The 20,973-nt window shown below is 56.1% G+C and carries 15 protein-coding genes; 9 read left to right on the top strand and 6 right to left on the bottom strand.

What is annotated here, in order from left to right; all coding sequences use genetic code 11:
* The first annotated feature begins 11 nt into the window (after nucleotides 1-11).
* From D9N14_RS14010 to D9N14_RS13990, 5 genes are all read left to right on the top strand, one after another.
* Nucleotides 12-1,091, top strand: coding sequence for a GlxA family transcriptional regulator (locus tag D9N14_RS14010; RefSeq protein WP_290580728.1), 1,080 nt, complete (start codon nucleotides 12-14; stop codon nucleotides 1,089-1,091).
* A gap of 14 nt (nucleotides 1,092-1,105) precedes the next feature.
* Nucleotides 1,106-1,519 carry an alternative ribosome rescue aminoacyl-tRNA hydrolase ArfB gene (arfB, locus tag D9N14_RS14005; RefSeq protein ID WP_290580726.1) on the top strand — a complete coding sequence of 138 codons (414 nt, stop codon included), beginning with the start codon at nucleotides 1,106-1,108 and terminating at the stop codon, nucleotides 1,517-1,519.
* A gap of 115 nt (nucleotides 1,520-1,634) precedes the next feature.
* Complete coding sequence (locus tag D9N14_RS14000) at nucleotides 1,635-2,339, top strand: mobilization protein (RefSeq protein ID WP_290580724.1); 705 nt, start codon at nucleotides 1,635-1,637, stop codon at nucleotides 2,337-2,339.
* Nucleotides 2,340-2,445: 106 nt separating this feature from the next.
* A complete protein-coding gene (locus D9N14_RS13995; protein WP_290580722.1) occupies nucleotides 2,446-3,210 on the top strand; it encodes a Bax inhibitor-1/YccA family protein in 765 nt (254 codons plus the stop codon).
* A 251-nt stretch (nucleotides 3,211-3,461) separates the two neighbouring features.
* Nucleotides 3,462-7,037, top strand: coding sequence for an EAL domain-containing protein (locus D9N14_RS13990; protein WP_290580720.1), 3,576 nt, complete (start codon nucleotides 3,462-3,464; stop codon nucleotides 7,035-7,037).
* 40 nt (nucleotides 7,038-7,077) lie between these two features.
* Here the strand turns inward: D9N14_RS13990 and D9N14_RS13985 are convergent, their stop codons facing one another.
* The gene (locus tag D9N14_RS13985) at nucleotides 7,078-11,082 is read right to left on the bottom strand and encodes a tetratricopeptide repeat protein (RefSeq protein ID WP_290580718.1); all 4,005 of its coding nucleotides are present in this window, start codon (nucleotides 11,080-11,082) and stop codon (nucleotides 7,078-7,080) included.
* Between the two features lie 238 nt (nucleotides 11,083-11,320).
* Here D9N14_RS13985 and D9N14_RS13980 point away from each other — a divergent pair, with 238 nt between their 5' ends.
* Nucleotides 11,321-11,683, top strand: coding sequence for a VOC family protein (locus D9N14_RS13980; RefSeq protein WP_290580716.1), 363 nt, complete (start codon nucleotides 11,321-11,323; stop codon nucleotides 11,681-11,683).
* A gap of 18 nt (nucleotides 11,684-11,701) precedes the next feature.
* Here the strand turns inward: D9N14_RS13980 and D9N14_RS13975 are convergent, their stop codons facing one another.
* On the bottom strand, nucleotides 11,702-12,664 hold the full coding sequence (locus D9N14_RS13975; protein WP_290580714.1) for an AraC family transcriptional regulator: 963 nt from the start codon (nucleotides 12,662-12,664) through the stop codon (nucleotides 11,702-11,704).
* 95 nt (nucleotides 12,665-12,759) lie between these two features.
* Here D9N14_RS13975 and D9N14_RS13970 point away from each other — a divergent pair, with 95 nt between their 5' ends.
* Entirely contained in the window at nucleotides 12,760-13,632 is an 873-nt protein-coding gene (locus tag D9N14_RS13970) for an SDR family oxidoreductase (RefSeq protein ID WP_290580712.1), read from the top strand.
* A gap of 2 nt (nucleotides 13,633-13,634) precedes the next feature.
* Here the strand turns inward: D9N14_RS13970 and D9N14_RS13965 are convergent, their stop codons facing one another.
* Nucleotides 13,635-15,239 (bottom strand): ATP-binding protein, encoded by a 1,605-nt coding sequence (locus D9N14_RS13965; RefSeq protein WP_290580710.1) that lies wholly within the window; start codon nucleotides 15,237-15,239, stop codon nucleotides 13,635-13,637.
* Nucleotides 15,236-16,024 (bottom strand): response regulator, encoded by a 789-nt coding sequence (locus tag D9N14_RS13960; RefSeq protein WP_290580708.1) that lies wholly within the window; start codon nucleotides 16,022-16,024, stop codon nucleotides 15,236-15,238. The genes D9N14_RS13965 and D9N14_RS13960 overlap by 4 nt, the downstream gene beginning before the upstream one ends.
* Nucleotides 16,025-16,176: 152 nt before the next feature.
* Here D9N14_RS13960 and D9N14_RS13955 point away from each other — a divergent pair, with 152 nt between their 5' ends.
* Nucleotides 16,177-17,739: a hypothetical protein gene (locus D9N14_RS13955; RefSeq protein WP_290580706.1), complete on the top strand. Its 1,563-nt coding sequence runs from the start codon at nucleotides 16,177-16,179 to the stop codon at nucleotides 17,737-17,739.
* A 27-nt stretch (nucleotides 17,740-17,766) separates the two neighbouring features.
* Nucleotides 17,767-18,441: a VWA domain-containing protein gene (locus D9N14_RS13950; protein ID WP_290580704.1), complete on the top strand. Its 675-nt coding sequence runs from the start codon at nucleotides 17,767-17,769 to the stop codon at nucleotides 18,439-18,441.
* Nucleotides 18,442-18,483: 42 nt separating this feature from the next.
* Here the strand turns inward: D9N14_RS13950 and D9N14_RS13945 are convergent, their stop codons facing one another.
* Both D9N14_RS13945 and gap read right to left on the bottom strand, forming a co-directional pair.
* Entirely contained in the window at nucleotides 18,484-19,782 is a 1,299-nt protein-coding gene (locus D9N14_RS13945) for an alpha/beta hydrolase (protein WP_290580702.1), read from the bottom strand.
* A 32-nt stretch (nucleotides 19,783-19,814) separates the two neighbouring features.
* Complete coding sequence (gene gap / locus D9N14_RS13940) at nucleotides 19,815-20,837, bottom strand: type I glyceraldehyde-3-phosphate dehydrogenase (RefSeq protein WP_317622628.1); 1,023 nt, start codon at nucleotides 20,835-20,837, stop codon at nucleotides 19,815-19,817.
* Nucleotides 20,838-20,973 lie beyond the last annotated feature (136 nt).

The following is a 20,973-nucleotide window of genomic DNA, read 5'->3' as shown; positions in this document are numbered from 1 at the left end:
GGATTGACAAGATGACAGGCAAAATGGACACAAGAACCGACGGCGATCAGCACAGCAACGACATCCGGGTCGCCATTCTTACCTTCCCCATGGGTTTGTTGTCCTGTGTGTTTGCCATGCAGGAAAGCCTGATGGTGGCCAACTACTGTGCCTCGCAGTTTGGTGTGCGCAAAAAGCACTTCCGTGCCCAGCTGGTGGGCCTGGATGCGCTGGGCACCCAGTCCTTCTCCGGGGCCAGGGTGGAGCAGGTGAATGCGTTGCCGGCACCGGATCAGGTGGATCTGGTGCTGGTGCCGGCCGGGCCGCCGCCGGTGATTGATGGGGGCAGTTTGCAGGCCTGGCTTCAGGCCTGTCGCCCCATGGCGGATTGGCTGCAGCAGGTCCATGCCCATGGGGCCCAGATCGCTTCCACCTGCACCGGCAGCCTGCTGCTGGCGGACGCGGGATTGTTGCAGGGCGTACCGGCCACCACCCACTGGGCCATCGAGCAGGTGGCGCAGCAGGCCTTTCCACAGGTGCAATGGCGGGTGGATGAATCCATGGTGGAACACGGCGCAGTCATCACCGCCGGGGGTGGCAACATCTACACCATGTTGCTGCAGCAACTGATCCAGCGGCACCTGGGCAGCGATGTGGCCATGGAAACGTCCCGTATGCTGTTGCTGGACACCCAGGGTGAGCGCCAGGCGGTGTATTTTCGCGGCGCGCTGGACGTGCGTTATGAGCACCCCAAAATGGAAATGATGAAACAGTATGTGGCGCAGCATTTTCGCCACGCCCTGACGCTCTCGGATCTGGCCGGTGCCACCTCCCTGTCGGAACGGACCCTGAACCGAACCTGCCAGCGGGAACTGGGCATGACCCCCATGCAGTTTGTGCAGCGGGTGCGCATTGAATCCGTCATGCATTCCTTACAGCTGACCCCCGAGCCGGTGAACAAAATTGTATGGGAAGCCGGTTACGAGGATCTGAGTTCCTTCCAACGTTTGTTCAAGCGTCACACCGGTTTGACCATGAGCGAATACCGGCGTCGGTTCGGCGTGAAGGTGTACACCCATGATGAAGAGGAAAGCATGGCGTTCGAAGCCTGATTTCAGTATTGCCTATGATCGTGATTAATCACCTGGTGTCCATTCCGGACGAGGAAGTCGAGATCACCGCCATTCGAGCCCAGGGCGCCGGCGGGCAGAATGTGAATAAGGTGTCGTCCGCCATTCACCTGCGTTTTGACATTCAGGCGTCATCCCTGCCGGATGCCTATAAACAGCGCCTGTTGACCCAGTCCGACCAGCGCATCAGCAAAGACGGCGTGATCGTCATCAAGGCCCAGGGTTATCGCACCCAGGAGAAAAACCGGGACGATGCCATTGCACGTCTGGTGGAATTGATTCGCAACGCCACGGTGGTTAAAAAAGCCCGCCGCCCCACCAAAGCCACCCGTGCCTCGCAGAAACGCCGTGTCGACAGCAAGACCCATCGGGGCAAAATTAAAGCCTTGCGCGGCAAGCCGGTTGATTGATACCCCGGGGATGGTTTAGGGTTCATCTTACGCTCATATTTGTATAGCAATATCTGCTCCCGTCCAATATTGAAGTAACCAACCCATCCAGCAGTCAACGAGAGGAATCACTGTTATGAATCGCATCCATTTTGTAGGTGGAGAAAAAGGGGGCGTGGGTAAATCCGTGCTGGCGCGGGTGCTGGCCCAGTACTACATCGATCGCAACAAGCCATTCAGTGCCTTCGATGCGGACCTGTCCCACGGTGCCCTGATTCGCTACTACGGTGATTATTCGAAGCCGGTGGACGTGAGCCGGTTTGACAGTGCAGATCAGATTGCCGAGACCTGCGCCGAACAGGGTTGCGATGTGTTGGTGGATCTGGCGGCCCAGTCTGCCCGTAATGTGGATCGCTGGATTGCGGAAAGCGGCCTGGTGGAGTTTGCCGAAGAGATGGGCCTGGTGGTCACCCTCTGGCATGTGATGGACGACGGCACGGATTCCGTGCGCTTGTTGGAAAAGACTCTGGACACCTACGGCCCCCGGCCCGCCTATGTGATCGTGCGCAACCATGGGCGCGGCAGCGACTTTGCGTTCTTTAACGAATCCGAGGCCAAGGCGAAAGCGGAAGCCTACGGCGCCACCATCATCGACCTGCCGGAACTGCACGGTGCCTCCATGCGCAAAATCGACCGCATCGGTGCCAGCCTGTGGGCCGCCGCCAACAATAAAGACGAAGCCGTTGGCCCCACGTTGGGCATGTTGGAGCGCCAGCGGGTGCGGGTGTGGCTGAGCAAGGCCTATGGGGAGTTGGATCGGGTATTGGGTGAGGAGCAATAGCCACCCGCCCGAAGTTTGCCCATTCAAGCATCACCGATTATGCTTATCGTAACCAGCGGCCCCTTTGGCTGTGGTTACGATTCCTGATTATCCTGTTGGAGTACTTATGCGCACCTCGAATCCTGCTTTGAGCGACAAGGCGTTTGCGAACGTAGAACGCAGCGGCCCGCCGATGACCCTGTCGGGCACGGTGAACAAAACGGCCATGTTGCTGGCCCTGAGTTTGATTACCGCCATGATCACCTGGGGCATGGCCCTGGAATCCATCGAAGCAGCGCAGAATGGGGGCCAGATGAGCCCGCTGTTGATGCCGCTGATGATCGGGGGTGCGGTGGGTGGATTTATCCTGGCGCTGATCTGCGTCTTCAAAAAAACCAGCGCGCCTGTCGTAGCGCCGTTATATGCCCTGTCCGAAGGCTTGTTCCTGGGCGCGGTGTCGGCGTTTTTTGAAGTGCGCTTTCCCGGGATCGTCATGCAGGCGGTGGGCCTGACCTTCTGTACCCTGCTGGCGCTGTTGATGGCGTATCGCAGTGGCCTGATCAAGGCAACAGAGAATTTCAAACTGGGTGTGTTTGCCGCCACCGGCGCAATTGCATTGATTTACCTGGTGAACATCGGCATGCGTTTGTTCGGCTTCGAAGGCATGGGTTTTATTCACGACAGTGGCCCCATCGGAATCGGCTTCAGCCTGTTCGTGGTGGGCATTGCCGCGTTGAACCTGGTGCTGGATTTTGATTTCATCGAAAACGGCGTGGCCTACGGCGCACCCAAATACATGGAGTGGTATGCGGCGTTCGGTTTGATGGTAACGTTGGTGTGGCTGTATCTGGAAATGCTGCGCCTGTTGTCCAAACTGCGTGGCGGCGACTGAGCCTGACCCTGCGGGCGGTGAACACGACACCGCCCGTTCCCTGCCGGGTACCCCCTTCTTCCTGCCCATCGCCCTGACCATCGTACAGGTCATCTGAAACAACCCCACAATTGAGCGGAAAACAGGCAATATACTGAAAGATCAGGTGATTTCGCCGCCAATAGGCTATATTTTGGTGATGATTACCCGATAGGTTTGAGCTTTTTCTGCCGATGTTTCAAACAGCCCTCTGGATTCGACATTTCCTATCCGTGCTTTTGCTGGTTTGCGTGTATGGCCAGGCGTATGCCGTCGACAAGGTTGTGCTGCAGCTGAAGTGGGAGCACGAATTTCAGTTTGCCGGATATTATGCGGCCCAATGGCAGGGCTACTATGAGCGCGAGGGCCTGGAGGTGGACATTCGCTCCTGGGCGGCGCCAACGGGCAAAGTGGTGTCGCCCCTGGAGGAATTGCTCAGTGGTCGAGCCCAGTTTGCGGTGGGTGCCAATGATATTCTGCTGAACAAGGGGCATGGCTACGATCTGGTGATGGTGGCCCCGATCTTCCAACGTTCGGCCACCGCCTTGGTGAGCCTGCATACCACGCCGCTGCAGGATGTGGAACAGGTTTCTCACCTGCGCTTGGCCGCCGTGGCCGACGACGATACGGCGCTGGAGGCCAGGGCCATGTTCATGATGAACGGGGTGGATGCGGGCCGGGTGCAGTTTGTGCAGGAGCCGCTCACGATGGAGACCTTGCTGCAGAACAAGGCCGATGCGCTGATCACCTATCGCATATCCGCCGAAACCCGGGCCAGGGAGTTGGGCCTGGAGCTGAACATCATGAACCCCAGTGATTTTGGGGTGCAGTTTTACGGCGACTCGCTGTATACCACCGGCACCCTGGCGCGCCGCAATCCGGATTTGGTGGAACGCTTTCGCCGGGCCAGCCTGGCGGGCTGGCGTTACGCGCTGGACAACAAAGCCGAGGTGGCGCAGCGCATAGCGGAGCAGTTGCCCCGCCACCTGTACCGGTATGATGACTTTGCCGCCTACAATCTGGCGTTTGCCCACGTCATCGACGATTACACCTTTTACCCGGCGGTGGAGCTGGGTCACGTGAATCAGAAACGCCTGCAGCGCACCTACGATATTCTGGAACGCCTGGGGGAAATTGAGCACCCTTACGAACCGGAATCCCTGTTGTTCAGCAAACCCAAAGCCAGCCAGGAACACTGGCTCAACTTCAATTGGTTGCTGGCGGTGGTGGCGCTGGCGGTGCTGATCCTGGGGGTTGCACTGGCCTCAGGCAAGCCGGCCTATGGATTACAGCTGGTGGTGCTGTTGCTCCTGCTGCTGGCGGAACAGGGCCTGGAAACCTGGATCGAACGGGACCACAAAGTGCAGCAGTCGGTGAGCACGCTGGAAACCCTTGCCACCGTACGTTCCCGGCTGGAACAGGTCATCTCCCGCAACCTGGCGGAGTTGACCGGCGCCGCGGCATTCATCGCTGCCAATCCGGATCTGACCCAGACGGAGTTCAACGATTACGCCAGGAACGTGCTCAAGCTGGACCCCCAGTTGATCAACCTGGCGGCGGCGCCGGATCTGGTCATCAAGTACATCTATCCCCTGCCCGGCAATGAAGCCGCTCTGGGTTTGAATTATCGCAACAATCCCCAGCAGCTGCCTGCCATCCTGCGGGCCATTGAGTTCAATGAGCCGGTGGTGGCCGGGCCGGTTACCCTGGTTCAGGGTGGGCGGGCCCTGATCAGTCGGGCTCCGGTGCGGGTGCTGAACCAGCGCGGGCAACACCGCCTGTGGGGCATCGTGTCGGCGCCCATCGACGTGGCGTCGGTGTACCGGGAAGCCGGCCTGTTGGACCCGGCTCTGGAGCTGAAGGTGGCCATCCGCGGTAAGGACGGCCTGGGCAAAGACGGCGAGACGTTCTACGGCAGAGCGGAACTGTTTGATCAACCCGGTGTGGTGACGCAATCGGTGAGTTTCGGTGGTGGCGCCTGGCAGATTGCCGCCATGCCGGCGGATGCTGACGCCGGTCTGTCCACTCGTATTGCCGGGGTCAGGATCGGCTGTGCGTTGGTGGGGTTGCTGATCATGTTGTTGCTGTACTCCCAAACCCAGCGCTTCAACAGTCGGCGTCAGTATCAAAAAGTGGTGAAGCACCACGCGGAGTTTCTGCGTGAGGTGGAAACGGTGGCCAAGGTGGGCGGCTGGCGCATGAACAGTGCCGGTGTGGTCTATGAACTGTCGGAACAAGCCCAAACCCTGCTGGGCATCGACTTCAGTGAGGTGGCGTTGGCCACCGAAGAATTCGCCGAACTGTTCAGCGGTGCCCGTGGGATGCTGGCGCGGGAATTGAAAGCCGCTTTGCAACAGGTGCAGCCGCTGGATCTGGAACTGCAATCCAAGGATCAGCAAAGCTGGTTGCGATTGATCGCCGACCCGTCCACCGATGAACTGGGTAATGTGGAACTGGTGGGCGCGATACAGGACATCAGCCAGCAAAAACAGGCCGATGCCAAAATTGAACATCAGGCCAATTACGATGGCCTCACCAACTTGCCCAACCGCTTGCTGTTTCTGGACCGGCTGCAGAACGCCATGGCCATGAGCCGTCGTAATGGCAAAAAAATCGCCCTGCTGTTTGTGGATCTGGATAATTTCAAAACCATCAATGACAACCATGGCCATCGTGAAGGGGATCTGGTGTTGTGTGAGGCGGCGCGCCGGGTGCAGCATTGCGTGCGTGCTTCCGATACGGTGGGGCGGCACAGCGGCGATGAATTCACGGTGATTCTCAATGATCTGGAGAGCGAACGCACCGCGGCCAATATTGCCGAGATGATCGTCGTGGAAATGAGCAAGGCTTTCAAATTGCATGATGTGGTGGTGTACAGTGGCGCAAGTGTCGGCATCGCCATGTTCCCGGGGGATGCCAAGAGCGCGGAAGAGCTGCTCATCAACGCGGACCAGGCCATGTATGAAGTGAAGAAGAGCGGCCGTAACGGCTGGCACTTTTACACCGACGAAATGCAGCGCCAATCGGAATATCGTCATCAGCTGAACACCGCCCTGATCACCGCCATCAATCGCGAGGAAATGACTTTCCATCTGCAGCCCATTGTGGACACCCGCACCGGGAAAACCACCGCCTGTGAAGCCCTGGCCCGTTGGCAGCGCCGGGATGGAAAATGGGTGTCGCCGGGTGAGTTTGTGCCTCTGGCAGAAGAAACCGGGCTGATCAATCAACTGGATTATCTGATCATGGATAAAGCCATTGCAGCGCTGACGGCGATCAATGCCCAGCGTGCAGTGCCCATCGCGCTGTCTGTCAACGTATCACCACGCCTGTTCCAAACCAAGGACCAGGCATTAGACCGGTGGCTGGATCTGGTGCGCTCAGCGTGCCGCTCACTGCCCATTGTGGTGGAAATCACCGAGCGCCTGCTTACCGCAGAATCCACCCGCACGGAGGAAGTGTTGCATGAATTGGCCGGACTGGGGATTGGAATCTCCATCGATGACTTTGGTACCGGTTATTCTTCCCTGAGTTACCTGACCCGTTTCCCCGTCAACAAACTGAAAATCGACCGCTCCTTTGTGAACTGCATCGGTGTCAACACCACCAGCGAAACCCTGATTGAAACCATCCTTGCGATGGCGGATAAGTTGGGGTTGAACGTGGTGGCGGAAGGGGTGGAAACCCAACTGCAACTGGACTACCTGAAACGGCTCAATTGTCACAGTGTCCAGGGCTTTTTTCTGGGTCGGCCCATGAGCGCGCAGGACTTCGCCTCCCGTATCCGGCAGGAGGAAGAGGTGGCGTGACGTCCGGATCATGACCTGCCTCGGCCAAAGCCACTTCAACTCAGGTGACGGTCTGGCGCATCGACTTGGACACCCTGGTGTCGTTGATGTTCTGCTCCAGTTTGAAGCGACAAAAACGGATGAAGTTTGTGTGCGTATCCGCTGACAGTGAAATCAGCTTATAAAAATAGGTCTCCATCAGGAACAGGGAGTCTTCGTAATCGTCGCTGATCAAGTACTTGGTGGAAAACACGTTGCGTTTGGCAGAGCCAATGGGTTTTTTGAACAGGCCCAGGGTATCCAGGCTGCTGATGGCCAGGCTTTCGATGTTAGAGAAATCGTATAACGGGCGATACTGGGTATCTTTCTGGGATACGGTGGCGTGCTGTTTACAGAGCAGACGGGTGGCTTTGGCGATGGCCCGGTTGAGTGAGTAGCGGCATTCATGATCACCAATGGCCAGGTGGGCCACTAACCGAAACAGTACCTTCCACATGCCATAATAGGCGTAACAAATGGGTGGGCACATCAGGTGGTTGTCGTTGTCCACAAAGCGTTGAATCGCTTTGATCAGCCGAAAGTGTGCATAGACTGCTCTGTAGACGCTGTCCAAACAGTTGCTGTCAAAGCGGATCAATTCCACTTTGCTGCTGAATATCTGGTCCAACGACTCAAAACTCACCAGGCAACCATCAATATCCTCATAGCAATTCTTGGCCTCCAGCAGCAATTCAAACAGGCGAGAGCGCACCGAGAACATCGCTGATTCAGGAAACACGGGTACATTCTTGTATTGCGGCAGGGATGCCCAGCGACTGTACGCCCATATAAGTTGTGACAGGGGGCTTTGATTGGTGAGCAGTGGGCTTAGGTTATTGATGGTGGGCTGAAGTGCAGGATCGGCATAACGCTCCAATAGCTTGTCCCAGCGGGTAAGTTCATGCAGATTAAAACCCAATGATGCCGGGGATTGGGATGGCTGATCATCATCGGCGTTGCCTTGGCCAAGTTGCAGATCCCGATAAATGAAATTCATCAGGGGTTGATAATTGGAATCGCCCTCCACCAGTTCCAGTTCGGTCACCAGCGTTTTCAGCAATTGATCGCGGGTTTGGCGGAAACGATGGGGCTGAATGGAAGGCGGAAGATAGTGATCCCGGTCCAGTTCAATAAAATGCAGAAGATCCACCGGAAACAATTCAGTCAGTGCAATCTTGATGTTGAAAATGGATAGAATCTTCATCATGCCGCGTATTTTCAGATTGTTCCTGCACAGATTGGCGGCATGTACAGGCACCTTTTCCAATACCAGGCTCAGCTCATAGTTTATGGAGCCGTTATGATCGGAGCGGTACTGTTTGATCACTTCCTTAACCGTGTTGATCCAATGTTTCCAGAAGTTTGAATCTGCTTCGCCTAAAGAAAGATTGGGCGGCGCCATCGCCAGGGGCTTGCACACATCCGATATTCGCCGGTACAGGTTCAGCTCCAGCAGCCGTACGTTGGAAATGGCGTGCAGAAAGTGGGAATGCCGATCCACATTGGTATCGGTTCCGTATTCTGAAACGGTTTCTTCCTGCAGCAAACTCTGCTTTTTAACGGAGAGCTCCTGCAATATCTCAGAGGATTCGTCCAGCTTATGGTTGATGAACTTCAGGGTGGCAATTCGTAACAGGGTCATGTCGTCCGGAGTGAATGTCTCGCTGCTATCCCCGGTTATGATTTCAATGCTGTACTTGGGTTCGGTGGTTAAAGCCTCTTCCGATTCCGGGTGTGGCCGTCGCAGGGAAAACGCACCCCGGGTAGTGATCGAATTTTTTATGGACTTGGCCTGTACATAAGACATGGCCATATAGGCTTGACTGATGGAGCTTAGATAGGGGCTTTTACGATTGTCGTAGGCGTGGTGATTGCGAAAACGGGAGAGCAACACCAAGGCATGGTGATAGTAGGATTCCGCGTTATTGAACGCGCCAGAGATTTCGTACACGTTGCCGGCGTTGAGCAGGGAGTAAATCAGGCTGTGCAGCTCGATGTTGGCCTCGTCCTGTTGATAGGCATTCAGATAAATCTCAATGGACTGATCATAGTGCTGTACGGCTTTGTCGAATTTGCGTTCCCAGCGGTACAGATCCGCCAGGATCGAATGGTATTTTGCCAGGCTGATCAGGCCACCCTGATGGTTGCTGGGGCAGTTCCCCAGAATACTGATCTGCTCCAGATAATACAGTTTTACATCTTCATTGGCGCCCAGCGAGAAGTTGAACAACGCCGACTCCACAGGATTGATGTAAGAGGAGTATTTCAATTCATTGGACAACAGACTGGAGAAGCGCAGATCGTGCACGCCATTGCGGATGTGGCGAATATAAGGATAGAGCACGCTATTGATAATGGAGTCGATGACGTCAGTGAGCTCCGGCGAACTATGGATGTTCAGGACCGTGGCAACCCGTTCCAGATGGCGACGGGAAAACCCGGTGTTGTGAAACTTCAGAATGTGATCGAAGATCAGCAGTGTAGAGACCACCAGCTTGTCATCACCGCGAATGATTTTGTCCGCCATACTGCGATAAAGCGCGTTATATAAAAAGGACCCCAGAAGAATCCGCTGTTGATCCTCGATGGAAAAAACCAGGCTGGATTGGTCATCCTTGGACTCCACATATTGATGAAACAATTGATTCAGACGTTTGCAGTTGCCCCAGGATCTCAGCGTCAGGTAGTTTATAAAGGAACGCAGAAAGGCATGTTTGCGCACCCAGCTCGCATCAACAGTGGACAAATCGAATTTGCCTTTGATATGAAACGCGAGGGTGAAACACTCGTCACCGATAGGCGTATCCTTCTTGACGGGGGGATACAGTTTGGAAATCACAAAACGCTCGATCATCGAATCCGGATACGCGGGTTGATCATCGGAAAAGTCCTTCAACAGGGAAGGCACATTGATGATCTCATCAAACAGGTTTTCGTACAGATTGCCGGTTTTGCCGATTTCGGAATGATAGGTATCAAATATCTCCCGCCCGGCAATGAAGAAAAAGTACGCGTGTCCATAGCTGATGATGTTCTTCAGTCCGGTGAGCACCAGATCGATCTGGTTTTTTCGATCCTTCAGTTCGATCAGCTCCCGCTGGTCTTTATCGCTCAGTGAGATCTTATCCAGTTCATCAAAAATATACACCACGCGAATGCCAGAGTGTTTGCACAGGTCGAGGATTTCAATCAAACGGATTTCGCACTCGCGTTCGGTGATGTCGCGGCGCGAACGCCGTTGTCGAAAAGATAGTGCCCAATTGGTCGCGCGGATATCCGACGTGACGGTGTAATCAATATCATCAATGAGTTGTTGCAGCTCCCGGCCTATTTTCAGTTGGTTGAAGAAACGAAACAGCACCTGGGGAAGAAAGCGGGATTTAGGGACTTTTCTGATGTTACGAACGTAGGTGAACACCAGCAGGGCATACGCCATCTCGATCAGCGTCAGGGTGCTGGCAATATTGAGAGCCGGTAAGAAATCCAGACCGGATGGCAGCAGTTTCTCCACCTGGTTGGGATACCAGTTGGCGGCACCCCAGGTCACCAGGTACAGAAACGACAGCAGCAACAAACCCAGGCTGACGTTGCAGACCATTGATGTGCGCAGGTTGATGCGGGCCAAACGGGCTTTCAGCTGGCGGGCCATGTCAAACAGAATCGGATTGATATCAAGATTCTGGGAGTTGCCCAGGTTGAGATAGATGGTTTCGCACTCCCGGTATTGGCAGTGGGTGATCTTTTCCTGAAACCGGATACGCTGGCCGAACTTCTGTCGATACTCTCTGATGACTTTATTGACGAACAGCGTTTTACCAGACCCGCGGTAACCGGTTACGAGAAAACTGCGGCGCTGGCCTGTGCGATCCAGCTGATGCATGGTGGTGGTGGTCTTTTCCAGAATCTTGGTACGACCAATAAAGTGATCGTCCGATTCTGAAATGATTTTCCCCGAGGTATTGGGTGTGTAGTTGGGAAGTGCATACTCAAGGCTTTGCTTTCCGTGCTTGAATTCGTCGTTTTCCATAACATGTTATTCTTCTTTTGGAGTAACGCGGGTTAACAGTCGGGTGATACAAGATTAAGCCAGCACCATCCGAACCGTTCAGGTGGAGGCCGAATCACCCGTCCCGGGTGATGCTGCGCTAACTTTATAATCATCAATCGGCTTGATCAAGCCCCTTGGGGGATAGGCATTGCTGAGTGTTCAGCGATTGATCGTTAACCACCACAGAAAGGCAACCACCACAAAAAAGGAATTCCCCATGAACCAACACGAAAAACTCAACTATGTCGAATATCCTGCGCGGGATCTGCCCGCCACCAAGTCGTTTTTTGAAGCGGCGTTCGGTTGGGTGTTTACCGACTATGGGCCGGAATACACGGCCTTTTCTGACCAGGGTCTGGACGGCGGGTTCTATCAGAGTGATCTCAGTGCATCGTCACAACAGGGATCGGCCTTGCTGGTTTTTTACAGTGCGGACCTGGAGTCCACATTGCAGAAAGTGACCGCTGCGGGTGGGCACATCATCAAGCCGATTTTTGACTTTCCCGGTGGGCGGCGCTTTCACTTCAGTGAGCCCAGTGGTAACGAATTTGCGGTGTGGTCAGAACCGGCCAAAGCCTGATCCACCCTATCCGGCCCGCTACACCCGTCCCGGTGAAACACCGATGATGCGTTTGAAGGCTCGGGAAAAGGCGGCCTCGGATTGATAGCCCAGTTCTTCCGCCAACACGATCAGTGGTACTGACTGCTGTTGCAGCCGCTGATGAGCCAGGCGCATGCGCCATTCCGTTAAATAGCGTTTGACACTGTTGCCCATGAGTTGGGTGAAGCGGGCGGAAAATCCGGAGCGGGAGAGTCCGCATTCCCGCGCCAGGCTGTCCACCGTCCAGTGTTTGTCCGGTTGATGGTGGATGGCTCGCAGGGCCACGCCGATGTGCTGGTCCCGCAGGGCCGCCAGCCAGCCCTGTTCCCCCCGGTCAGAGCGTTCCAGCCAGTGGCGGATCAATTGGATCACCAGAATGTCCGCCAGATGGGTGATGATGGTTTCGCCGCCGGGTTTCAGGTCACTGGCTTCACAACGGATGAATTCAAGGGTGCTGTGCAGCCATTGTTCACCACAGTGGTCCAGGCTATCCAGAATCATCAGCGGGGGCAGTTGCTGCAGCAGCTGGTGACCCAGGGCCTGATCAAACCCCATCACGCCGCAGGTGAGTTCTGTGGTGGCCCCGGCACCCTGAATCTCAAGCACCTCATAACGTTCGCTGATCTTGCGGATACCGGCGTCGAACAGCGGTGTGGGGGGCAGCTGAGGGTCACTGCTGATGCTGTGCCCGCGTCCGTGGGGGATCAGCGCCAGGGTGCCCTGGCCCATGGGGCGGGGCGCTTCGTCCTCCACCTGCAGCCAGCATTCCCCCCGGGTGATGATGTGAAACATCATGCTGCCCGGCAGGCTGGGCATCGCCAGGGACCAATCACCGCTCAGGGTGGATCGACAGTACAGGCTCCCGGTCAACCGCAGCTGGTGCAGTATTTCCCCCAGTGGATCATTGGCGGCTGGAAGCGCCGGGGTGGGCGCGGAATTGGACGAATAATCAATATTCATGGAATAACAGGCATTAAATATCCAGTGGAGTTACAGGATACTGGCTTCGTTGCAGTAAACGCAAGCCCATCCATACCACAAAAGAGGATACGACCATGTCATCACCCACCACCCTGATCATCGGAAAACACGCCAAGACCGGCTCCCGCGTGGATGCCCTGCTGCGGGCGCAGGGGCACGCCACCCGGGCGGTTTCCCGCTCCACCGCCCCCGCATTCGACTGGGACAACCCATCCGGTTGGGCCCAGGCCATGGCCGGCTGCCGGGCCGCCTATGTGACCTTTCAACCGGATCTCGCGGTGCCCGGCGCCCGGGAAACCCTGGCCCGGTTTATTGAAACCGCCAAGCAGGCGGGCCTGGAGCACCTGGTGCTGCTCTCCGGCCGCGGCGAAGCCGGCGCGCAACAGGCGGAGCAAGTGTTGATGAACAGTGGCCTCACCTGGAACGTGGTGCGGGCCAGTTGGTTTGACCAGAACTTCAGCGAAGGATTTTTGATTGAAGGTGTGCTCCAGGGAGAGGTTGCCTTACCGTCCGGTGATGTGCCAGAGCCGTTTATTGATGTGGATGACATTGCGGAGGTGGCGGTCGCCTGCCTGACCCGGCCGGAGTTGGCCAATACCCTGTTTGAAGTGACCGGGCCGGAGTTGCTGACCTTTCAACAGTGCGTGGCCATCCTGGCGGAGGAGCTGCAGCGCCCCATCGAATTTGTGCCCATCAGTGCCCGGCAATTGCTCCAGGGTCTGGAGGCGCAGGGCTTGCCGGAGCCCATGCAGTGGTTGATGAATGAGTTGTTCACCGTGGTGATGGATGGACGCAACAGCCGACTTGAGCAGGGGGTGATGCAGGCCCTGGGGCGACCTGCCCGAAGTTTCCGGGATTACGTTCGCAAGACCGCTGCGTCAGGGGTCTGGCAAGCGGCAGAGACTTCAGCAGTGGTTGGCGCGACCGCGGGTGTCCAGGCCCAGTAACGTTACTCCGGTAGTTCCCCCGAAAATCCGGTGAAGCGGCGGGAGATCATCTCCACCTGTCGCTCCATGTCCGCTTCATCGGCGTTGAGCAGATCCCCTTCCAGGCGGGCGCTGAGGCTCGGCAATTGGAGTTCAAACACCACGCCGGCCACGTCCAGCGGGGTAAAGCTGAGAACGGTGCTCTTGCGGCGTTTGGTATCCAATTGCAGGCGCCAGCGTGGCTGGGCCGGTTGGCTCGGGTCCAGCACACAGCCGTCCACCAGATCCTCCTGCTGCCGGCGATGGGTCTTCTGATCACTCTGGTGGGTGATCTCAATGGACACCAGGTTGCCGCTGAATTCCCACTCCAGCCGGTCAACGGCGGACTCGCTGCCGGATTTACGACACACCGGCGTGCCCTCCTCTACCAGAAGTTCGATGACCTCGGTAATCACTTCCCCGCTCCCGGTTTCCAGCCGCAGTGACAATACATCCGGTTGGTTGTACAGGTTGCTGAACGCAATCTTGCCGTCATAACCCTTGATGATCTCGTTGACGAAATACAGGCCCAGCCCCTTGCCATGATGTTCCCGTACCCGCCGGGTGGAATAGCCCAGTTGAAACAGCTTGGTGGCGGTATCCGCATCGATGTGGGGGCCGCGATTGTAGATCCGATAGCGCACATAGCCGTGTTCCTGATCCAGTTGAATGGCAATGCGGGCGCGCTTTTCAATCTTGCGCGAATTGACCCGGCCGGTAAAAAACTGGGCGTTGCTGATCAGGTTTTCCAGGGCCAGTACCACATGATTTTCGTTGCCGAGCAAGGCGTCGGTGGCGGATACCTGCAGCCACACCCAATCATGGTCGCTGAGCAGCAGGGAACCGTCTTCCCGCCGTTGCGGCGCACTGCCAAAACAACGGTGCAGTGCTTTCACCAGGGCGGAGTCGGGCTGAAACACCGGCCGCTCCGGATTGACGTCCTGCCCGTTATCCAGCTCCGATTGAAAAATCACTTCCTCTGCCTCGCACACCTGGTTGGCGATGTGCAGAGCGATGTTATCCGCAGTGGACAGATCCAGCAGATCCCACAGATAACGCAGACTGTCGCGGGCCTCCTGCAGCCGTTGCACTTCGTCAAGGTCGGCGATGCCGATCTCATTCATCTGCCGGTCCAGTAACGTGGAAAGGGTATCGTAACTGATCACGCCGTTGTGGCGCACTTCGCTGGCAATGCTTTTGAAGTGCAGAAACTTTTCGTCGTACTCAATGTATTCCAGCAGTTTGTCGCTGATGAACAGCTTCAGCTTTTCGGCGTGATTGGCGTACACATGGGCTTTGGCGTGCAGCTGCTTTTTGTTGTCCAGCAGTTCATCGATCTGCTCTTCCACCCGCAGCATCATCTCGTGCTGATGGCGCCGTTGCATCTGCACATTGCGCAGCTCCAGCAACACCACCAGGGCGAAGGCGGCCAGCAGGGCCTCAGGAATGGGTGGTTCAAACACCAGGGCCGGGATGCGATAAAACTGCGCCAGATCCGGATGCACCAACAGATAAAAATAACTCAGCAGGGCGAACGCCAGCAGAATGCTCAACAACGGATACGGCGTTTTCATTCGGCTCGGGTTCATGAGTCGCTCTTCCAGAAATAGGCGTGGGCATCGCCGAAGGTGACGATGCCGCGTCCTTGCTGGCAAAGCTCAGAAAATTCACCGGAATGCCCTTCGGCAGCATCAAATGCAGAGCGCAGGGTTTTGATGTGCTGACGATAATTGGCGTAGGAAAACCGTTCCAGATCCGCCTCCAGCAAATCGGCGATCTGCTCCGTGCTCAAGGGGCGCGGACTGCGCTCCACCAGGAACCGCAGAATTTTGCGCGGCGTCGGCGCCAGTGGCCGCTTCGGATTGTGAGGGTTCATCAGCTTGACCCCTTTCCAGAACACTTCCCAGCTGTCGGTATGGATTTCCAGACTGCCACTGCGTAATCCGGCCTGCTCACCCAGCTGTTGCGCCTGACGTTTTTTCAACGCGGCTTTGATGCGCCAACACAACACCGCCTCGATATTGCGTTGATGCTTGGCAATAAAATCCTGGGCGTCGTTTTGAGTGATGGCCTGTTCCTCGATCTCGGTGCCGCTGTGTTCCGACAAATACAGGATGGGCAGGTCCGGCCACTTTTTCAGTAAAGCACGGGACACACTGAAACCCGCCTGATCGGAACCGTTCATGTGGGCATCCAGTAACGCCAGATCCGGCTTATGCTGATCGGTCATCACCGCAATGCGCTGCTTGGCGGCTTCCGGAAACTTATAAACCTCCAGATGATTGGGCTCGCCGTCCAGGTCCGCCTGCTTCAACACAGCGGAAAAGCGGTCGATCCAATGGGACTGGTCTTCTACCCAAAACAGCTTAGCCATAAGAAATCAAACACTTAACAAATAAGTCGCCCCAATGCGAACGGATCAATAAAAACTCACGGATTATTCACCAGCTTAGCCAAAAATCCCTTCTCAAGGGCGCCGAAAAGCAACGAGTGCGCCACTGATCACAAAAACTTGAGGAGTCTGTCATGTTAAACGAGTTGTTATTGCTCTGGTCGGAGCAACCGGCCATTTCCCTGGCCGTCTGGCTGTTGGTGCTGGTCACCGTGCTGTACCTGGCCCGGGAGCCGGCCCATCTGCTGATTAAAAGCACCGGGCGTGCCATCTATCGCTTTATGCGCAGCGCCGCCCGCGCGGTTTCGCATATTGAACAGCGGGCCATTCACCGTAACAAGGAAATCATACTGGCCCAGGGCAGGGAAGCCACCGAGAAATTCATCGAACGGGAATTCACCCGCATCAATGAGATCGTGGCGCGGGACCTGAGCCACTACCCCAACCTGCACCGGGAATTAACGGATGCCATCGAGCGCCTGGAAAACGACTACCAGGCTGCAACGGATGCGCCGCCGTTACCGCCGGAATGGCTGAGTGTGGTGCAGACCATTTCCGAGTTGCCCCGGCAAGGCGATCCGGTGGTGTCTTCTATTCTCGAGAACATTCAGGACGAAGTGGTCACCGCCCATGAGGAAACGCTAAAGGCGTACCAAAAATCCAGCGCTGAGCGTCATCGCCTGCTGGGTGCCTTGCAACCCCAATGGCGTGCTTTGGCCAACAAGTTGAACAAAACCAAGGACGTGGTAGCCATCACCCAGGAACGGGCCGATGCCGTGGACAAACACATGGCGAACTACGAAGCCATTCGCGATCACGAGGATCACATTGCCCGTTCCCTGACGGCCTCATCCCTGACCCAGTTCTTCATCGCCGGACTGGTGCTGTTTGTGGCGGTGATGGGTGGCCTGATCAACTTCCAGTTGATTGCCATGCCCATGGCGGAAATGGTGGGCGGTAACACCTATACCGGAGGTTTCAAAACCTCGGACATCGCGGCCCTGGTGATCATCATGGTGGAGATCGCCATGGGATTGTTCCTGCTGGAAAGCCTGCGCATCACCAAATTGTTCCCGGTGATCGCCCACATGGACGACAAGATGCGCAAACGCATGATGGTGATTTCCTTCAGCATCCTGTTCATCCTGGCGGGCATTGAAGCCTCACTGGCCTACATGCGGGATTTGCTGGCCCTGGATCGCGAGGCACTGAAGCAATCGTTGGCAGGGGTGTCGGCGCTGAATGCGGAGTTTCGCTGGATTCCCTCCATCGGACAAATGGTGATGGGTTTCATTCTGCCTTTCGCGCTCGCTTTCGTGGCCATTCCGTTGGAGTCGTTCATCCATTCATCACGCACGGTGTTGGGTGTGTTGACGGTCGCGGTGTTGCGCACGGTGATCATCAGCCTGCGTTTGGTGGGTGGCTTTGCCCATCAGGTAAGCAAGATGCTGGTGTTCGGTTACGACATGGTGATCACGGTGCCACTTTCTATAGAGAAGTGGGTGCGTCAGGGTGTGCAAGCCCGTCGTGACCGTGGCACGGAAGCAACCCATCAATACCCGATAGAACCTTATCTGCCACTAGAGGATGCAGATGAGATTCAGCAAGAAACCGTATCGGTTTCTGAAAAGCCCAAGCGTACTCGCAAACGCAAAACGCCGGACCTGGATACGGATCTGGCGCTCAACAAGAGCTGAACGAATAGCAACTAAGGAGTAACGATCATGAAAACATTATTGGTCTCATTAGCACTCGCCACATTGGCTCTGACGCTGTCCGCTTGCGGGCAGCCCCAACCCACCAACAAGGCCGTGTTCCTGCTGGTGGATACTTCCGGCACCTACACCGAGGAGCTGAACAAGGCCCAGGGTATTCTCAACTACCTGTTGGCCACCCTGGACAGCGGTGACTCCATCGCGGTGGCGCGCATCGACAGCGGCAGCTTCAGTGAAAAGGATGTCATTGCCAAGGCCACCTTCGATGAACGCCCCAGCATGGCCAATGACCAGAAGCGGGTTTTCAAACACGACATGGATCAGTTTGTGGCGACCATCAAAACCGGCAGTGCCCACACCGACATCACCGGCGCCATTCTGCAGGCGGCTGAATACCTGCAGGAAACCGGTGCCGGGGAAAAGTATGTGTTGGTGTTCTCAGATCTGGAGGAGGATCTGCAAAAAGGCCATATCCGGGACTTTCCCCTGGAATTGGATGGGATACAGGTCATCGCCCTCAACGTCACCAAATTGCGTTCCGACAATATTGATCCGCGGGACTACCTGAACCGATTGGCCCAGTGGCAGAAACGGGTGCTGGACGGCGGCGGCAATTGGCGGGTGGTGAATGACTTTGATCGGTTGGACCGATTGATCGCCATCAATGCCATGGATGAGATTTAGTAACCCAAACCAAGAGGTGCAACCACACAGGAGCGGATGGGGTTAAGGTTGATGAGCGGTGATTTTCCGTTGCACGGACACCCGCAGGCGGCTGAGATAGTCTTCGGGAAACTGCCAGGTCACCCCATCCTCTCCCCGCTCCAACCCACGTTGCTCCGGCGACAGGTTGAAGCGCAAGGTGGCCAGAATATCGCTGGAAACCCAGGGACTGCTGCGAAAATAGCTGTGACCATTGTTGCGCTCTATCTCCGCTGCCTGACTGATGTCGATGATGCGGATCTGCGGGTTGTCGAGCAGATACTGGCGGATTTTATCCCCCCGCGCAGCCGCATCCATGGCCTTACCTGCCCGGGCCTTACCGTACAGAAACTCAGAGAGATGCAGGGTTTTGTCCTGAGCAGACTGATACAGGGAGAAGCTGTCACACACCCGCAGCATTCCGTCCAGCAGGTAGCCCGCCAGAATCGAGCGATCCAGATCGCTGCCCACCAGAATTACGTTGCCCAGTTTCACCTGATCGGCCACCGCGCCGGCATCCAGGCCATAGGCAAGCAGGCTGAGGTCAGCCACCGTTCGCGCCACCAAGCGTGTGCCCATGCTGTATCCCAGCAGGTGGATTTTCTCTGCGTCGGTGGTTTGGCTGATGTGCAGGATAAGGCTGCGCAGGTAACGGGCGGATTGCTCGGCATCCTCGATGTCTGAAAAATAGTCGGTCACCTTGAAACTGGAAGGCCAGGAATACGCTATAAACGCCCCTTGTGTTCCCATAAAATGCCAGAGCTCACCGGCCACCAGCACGGGGTTCTCAAAATTCACTTTATAACCGTGCACATAAATATATACGTCCTTGGATTTGGATCGTGTCAGCTGTGCGTTGATCAGGTTGCTGAAACGTAAGCCGGGCTCGGGGCTGACGGGTGTCTGCTCGTCCAACGGCGAAATCGTGCGTTGCAAGGCGCCGAACTCATCCACCTCGGCAATTTCCAGGGGGTAATCCTCATCGCGATCTTTCAGTAAAGCGATATGGCGCAACTCTTCATACGACACCGCTTCCTCATGGGTCAAACGAATTTGAGCCTGACCCAGCCGCAGCACCTGGCCCCGTTGGTCAGAGTAAAATTCAAAGCGCTTGTCGTCGTGCGCAGCGGGTTCGCGATCGGTGGCGTACAGTATGGTGGGGGGATCACCGGATACGGACTTTCCTGCCAGGAACTGATTGGTCATCTCCTCGTCGAAGAGACCGGGTGTGGGCATCAGGAAGATTTGATTGGGCAGTGGCTTGTTGCCGCTGCAACCGGATAACAGCAGCCCGGTCAACAGCAGCAGAAAAAAATAGTTCATGTTGATTATTGTAATCTGAGTACCTGTGTTCTTTATTGAGCCAGGTTCCCCATGTGATTCAACGTTCGAATCAACTGACTCACATAGCTCATTTCATTATCGTACCAGGACACCACCCGCACTTCGTAAATCTTGGTGCCGCAGCGTTGCGCCAGGGTTTGGGTGGCGTCGAACAGAGAGCCATAACTGATGCCGATGATGTCGCTGGACACCAGTTCCTCGTCGGTGTACCCGAAGGATTCGTCCGCCGCTTTTTTCATAGCCTCGTTGATGCCTTCCACGCTGACGGATTCGGTTTCATCCTTCAGGGTTGCATCCAGAATGGTGATGGAACCAGAAGGCACCGGCACCCGTTGTGCGGAACCAATCAGCTTGCCAGCCAGTTCGGGAATCACCAGGCCGATGGCCTTGGCGGCGCCGGTGGAGTTGGGCACGATGTTGATGGCGCCGGCCCGGGCCCGCCGGAAATCCCCTTTGCGGTGGGGGCCGTCGATGATCATCTGGTCGCCGGTGTACGCGTGAATGGTGGTCATAAAGCCGGTGCGCACTTCACGATAATCATTCAGTACTTTGGCCATGGGGGCCAGGCAGTTGGTGGTGCAGGAGGCGGCAGAAACAATCCGGTCTTCGGCTTTCAGGGTATGTTGATTGACGCCGTATACAATGGTGGGCAGGTCATTGCCGGCCGGGGCGGAGATCAGGACCCGCTTGGCGCCGGCATCAATATGGGCCTGGCTTTTGGCTTTGGAACAGAAGAACCCGGTGCATTCCAGGACGATATCCACATCGTAGTCGCCCCAGGGCAGATTGCGGGGATCGGGCTCTTTGTGCACCCGAATGCGTTGGCCGTCCACGATCAGGGATTCCTCATCGCTCTCTACGGTATGCCCGGTAAATGGACCCTGCACACTGTCGTACTTCAACAACTGAGCCAGCATCTTGGGCTCGGTGAGGTCGTTGATGGCCACCACCTCAAAACGATCGTCAGCAAAGATTTTACGGAACGTCAGCTTGCCTATTCTACCAAAACCATTAATCGCGACTTTGAGCATAATGTTTCCCCTGGCATAAATACGTGCTGTAGAGATTACCCTGCTTTGATGATACTAGTGTGATTCAGCTCAAAGCACCAGCGTCTTAGGCGCCGGATGGCCGAGCCCCGTCACCCGCCTGTCTTGCGGCGAATTTTCA

Origin of the sequence: Ketobacter sp., assembly GCF_003671495.1 — a bacterium.
Classification (GTDB): domain Bacteria; phylum Pseudomonadota; class Gammaproteobacteria; order Pseudomonadales; family Ketobacteraceae; genus Ketobacter.
Note: the sequence above shows the minus strand (reverse complement) of the source record. Positions and strands in the feature narration are given on the sequence as shown.